The sequence below is a fragment of the Amycolatopsis sp. SID8362 genome (assembly GCF_010550475.1).
GTDB lineage: Bacteria > Actinomycetota > Actinomycetes > Mycobacteriales > Pseudonocardiaceae > Amycolatopsis > Amycolatopsis eburnea.
On sequence record NZ_JAAGNB010000013.1, the window covers coordinates 1 to 3,538 of the forward strand.

Sequence of the window (3,538 nt, forward strand, 5' to 3'; positions counted from 1 at the left end):
CAGCAGCCGCCGCCGCCGCAGCAGCAGCCGCTGCCGCTGCCGCCGCAAGCCGCAGCCGCCGTGGTCGCCGCAGCAGCCGTGTACTCCCGTTCCGGCCGGACTCCCCGCCGGGGACCCGCGGGCAGCCTCCCGCCGTCGACCGCATCCCGCCCGCCGCGCGAACCACCACCGCACCCCGCCCCCGGGTGTCTACGGAGGGTGATCTTCCGCTCGTCCAATGTCCCCCACACCGCCGCTCAGGCCGTCAACCGGTCACGATGGGCCACGGTGACCGTCCGCAACGCCCGCCGGGCGGGATTTAGCCCAATTCGATCCCTTCTGGATGCGGGATCGGGTAGTCGTGCGGGCGCGGGCCTCGTATCCTGGACAGTGCCACCCCGCCTGGGGTTGGCTGTTGGGTCCAGGACGTTGCGCGGCCCGGCGCCCGCGACAGCTGTGCCGGAGGAGGAAAGATGCCACTCTCCGAGCATGAGCAGCGGCTGCTCGATCAAATCGAGCGCGAGCTCTATGCCGAGGACCCCAAGTTCGCATCCACGGTGCGTGGCACCCGGTTGCGTCGCCCCGCTCGCCGACGGCGTATTCAGGGCATCGCCCTGTTCGTAGTGGGCGTGGCCCTGCTGGTGCTGGGCGTGGTGGTGCCGCAGTTCCGGGTGGCCGACATCCCGCTGATCAGCGTGCTCGGGTTCCTCGTGATGTTCTTCGGGGTCATGTTGGCCGTCACATCGATTCGGCACGCCGCCGACGGGGACGGCAAGGGCGGTGGATCGGGCGCCCGCGGTGGCAAGCAGCCAGGGCGCCGCAGTTCCTTCACCCAGCGGATGGAAGAGCGCTTCCGCCAGCGCTTCGAGGAGCAGTAGCGCCGCAAGACCAACGAGATCCGCGTCCCGCCGGCAGGCAGGACGCGGATCTTCTTGTGTGCTCTTCGACGCTGCTCGGTGGGGTCACCCGCAGCGGTGACAGCGGGTGACCCCCGATCGGGTGAGGTCCTCAGTCGCGGTTGCGGAAGAGGGACTTCGGGAACAGCCGGCCCTTCCAGGACAGCGGCGCGTTGCGGTGCAGGCTCCGCCGCAGGTGGTCGAACGCCGACGGCAGCCTCGGGTCGCCTTCGGCGTCTCCGCCGTACCAGGACCGCTCCACCACGCCGATGACCGTGCGCAGGCCCTCGCGGCCCTCGTCGTCCAGGTGGTGCTTCGCCGCCAGCTTCTGGCCGGCCACGCGGATCGTGTCGCTCGGGGGGATCGGCAGGCCGCGGTCGGCGCACTCGGCACGCAGCTCGGACCACGCCGCGTCCGCCGCGCCCGGGCGGTGGCCGACGATCTCCTGCAACCGCCGTCGCCGGCCGACGTCGCGCGCCGCCGAGGGGCCCAGCAGGGCCGCCAGCAGCAGCACGACCAGCAGGCTGAACCACCAGACCACCAGCCACGACAGCACGCCGAGCACCGCCACCCACAGCGCGGTGGTGATCAGCGGCATCCAGTTCTTCAGCACCGCGCGGAAGCCGGTCAGCGCTTGCACGCTTTCCGGCTCGGCTTCCGGCCGTCTCCGGTAGAGCAGGCCGGCGACGATCACCTGCATCGTCGTCAGCACCGCGAGCGTGAGCAGCACCGCCACCAGCACCCAGGCCCAGCCCGGCGTCCCCGGGTCGGTCTGCTCCGGGCCCTGCGCCGGCAGGTTCTGCCCGGTGTCGCGCGGGACGCCGGTCGGCGCCGCGCTCGACTGGACCGTGCTCGGCGCCACCTGGGTGTCGTCGGGCTGGTTGCCGTCCTGCGGGCCGGCCTGCAGGTACGGCGGGGTGATGCCGCGGCCGTCGGAGAGCGGGGTCGGGTCGAACGTCACCCAGCCCTTGTCGCCGAAGTACGCCTCGACCCACGCGTGCGCGTCCTGGGTGCTGATCGACAGGTAGTCGTTGACCTGGACGCCGGGGGTGAAGCCGATCGCGACCCGCGACGGGATGCCCGCCACGCGCAGCATCACGGCCATCGCCGACGCGAACTGCTCGCAAAAGCCGCGCTTGCCGTTGAGGATGAAGTCGGCCAGCGCGTCCGCGTCGTTGGCCGGCGCGGTCTTCGTGTCGTAGACGAAGCCGTTCTGCGCCGTGAAGTACCGCCAGATCGCCGACGCGCGGTCGAAGTCGTTGGACGCGCCCGCGATCAGCTGCTGCGTCTTCACCCGGACGCGGTCGTCGACCCGATCGAGTTCCGTGTACCGCGGGGGCAGGTCGTCGACGCGCGGGGTCACGCGCAGCTCGGCCGCCGTCGGTTCCTTCAGCGACGCGTATTCGGTGTACGACGGCGGGGTTTCGCTGCGCGTGGTGAACACCGTGCCGCTGACCTGGTCGTAGAGGTAGCCGTTGGCCGCGCCGTCGATCACCCGCGGCGCGCCGTACACCGGCAGCCAGTTGTCCCGCCAGCTCGCCGGCTCGACGTCGATCTTCCGCGCGGCGCCGCTGCCGTCGTCGCCCGGCGCGGGCGGCAGCTGCGGCCCGACCGGGACGCCTTGCTGCGAACGGCCTTCGTCGTGCAGGCCCCAGCCCTTGTTGGGGTAGAAGGTGTCCAGCGTCATCGCGCGCAGCAGCCGCCGGTCGGTGCCGAGGCCGCGGACCTTGAAGAGCTCGCGGTTGGACCCCTGGTCGAGCATCCCGCGCAGCTCGGTGAACGGCTGGATGCCGAACCCGCCGGAGCCCGTGCCGGCACCGTTCCCACTGGCTCCGAACGGGATCCGCCCGACCGTGCCGACCCAGGTGATCGCGCCACCGAACAGGCCGAGCACGATCGCCGCGCTGACGACCGCGACCGGCGCGGACAGCACGCCCTGCTTGCCGCTGCGGCCCGGCGCTTCCCGGGTCCGCCAGCGCCGGTGCCGGTGGTTGCCGTCGACCGCCAGCAGGCCGGCGAACGCCGCCCCGCCGAGCAGGAACGTCCACCAGGGCAGCATTTCCTCGCTCAACGCGGCCGGCACCGCGTAGACGCAGAGCAGCACGAGCCCGGTCGCGGCCGGCGCCGCGGCGGCCACCGTCAGCGTGTCGACCAGGACGGCGACCAGGCCGATCAGGATCGTCACCAGGCACAGGATCGGCTGGCTGCCCTCGACCGGCGGCAGCCCGGTGCGGATCTGCTCGGCGGCCGCCGACAGCGTCGTGCCGATCTCCTCGAACGCGTCCGGGCCGGGGATCACCTGCAGGATCCCGTTCGTGGTGAACGCGCCGGTGATGAGGAACAGCAGCACCAGCAGCTGGCCGAGGCCGACCAGCACGGTCGGCACCTGCAGCGAGCGCAGCGCCAGCCCGGTCGCGGCGATCAGGAGGACCGCGACGAACAGGTAGCCGAACCACGCCAGGCCGGCCACGACGCTCGTCACCGACGTCGCCGCGCAGAGCGTCGCGATGCCGGCCGCCGCCGGGGCGAGCAGGCTGCTGCGCCAGGCAGACAGCGGGTGCTGCGACGGCGGGCGGTGGGCCGGGCGAGGGGGTGCGGAAGTGCTCATCGCTGGCCGCCGATCAGGGTGTGGCCGCGGGCGCCGCTGCGGCTGAGCTCGGCCC

Annotated in this window: 2 protein-coding genes; one reads left to right on the forward strand and one right to left on the reverse strand. The window is 72.6% G+C overall.

The features are described 5' to 3' along the window. Positions 1–452 precede the first annotated feature (452 nt). Positions 453–857: a DUF3040 domain-containing protein gene (locus G3I65_RS01020; protein WP_125314536.1), complete on the forward strand. Its 405-nt coding sequence runs from the start codon at positions 453–455 to the stop codon at positions 855–857. Positions 858–987: 130 nt separating this feature from the next. Here G3I65_RS01020 and G3I65_RS01025 read toward each other — a convergent pair whose 3' ends face one another. Continuing rightward, the gene (locus tag G3I65_RS01025; RefSeq protein WP_160693874.1) at positions 988–3,483 is read right to left on the reverse strand and encodes a DUF3488 and transglutaminase-like domain-containing protein; all 2,496 of its coding nucleotides are present in this window, start codon (positions 3,481–3,483) and stop codon (positions 988–990) included. Positions 3,484–3,538 lie beyond the last annotated feature (55 nt).

Excerpts from the sequence above, each read along its gene's own strand:
- G3I65_RS01020 (WP_125314536.1), top strand. The coding sequence starts at position 453 with ATGCCACTCTCCGAGCATGAGCAGCGGCTGCTCGATCAAATCGAGCGC.
- G3I65_RS01025 (WP_160693874.1), bottom strand. The coding sequence starts at position 3,483 with ATGAGCACTTCCGCACCCCCTCGCCCGGCCCACCGCCCGCCGTCGCAG.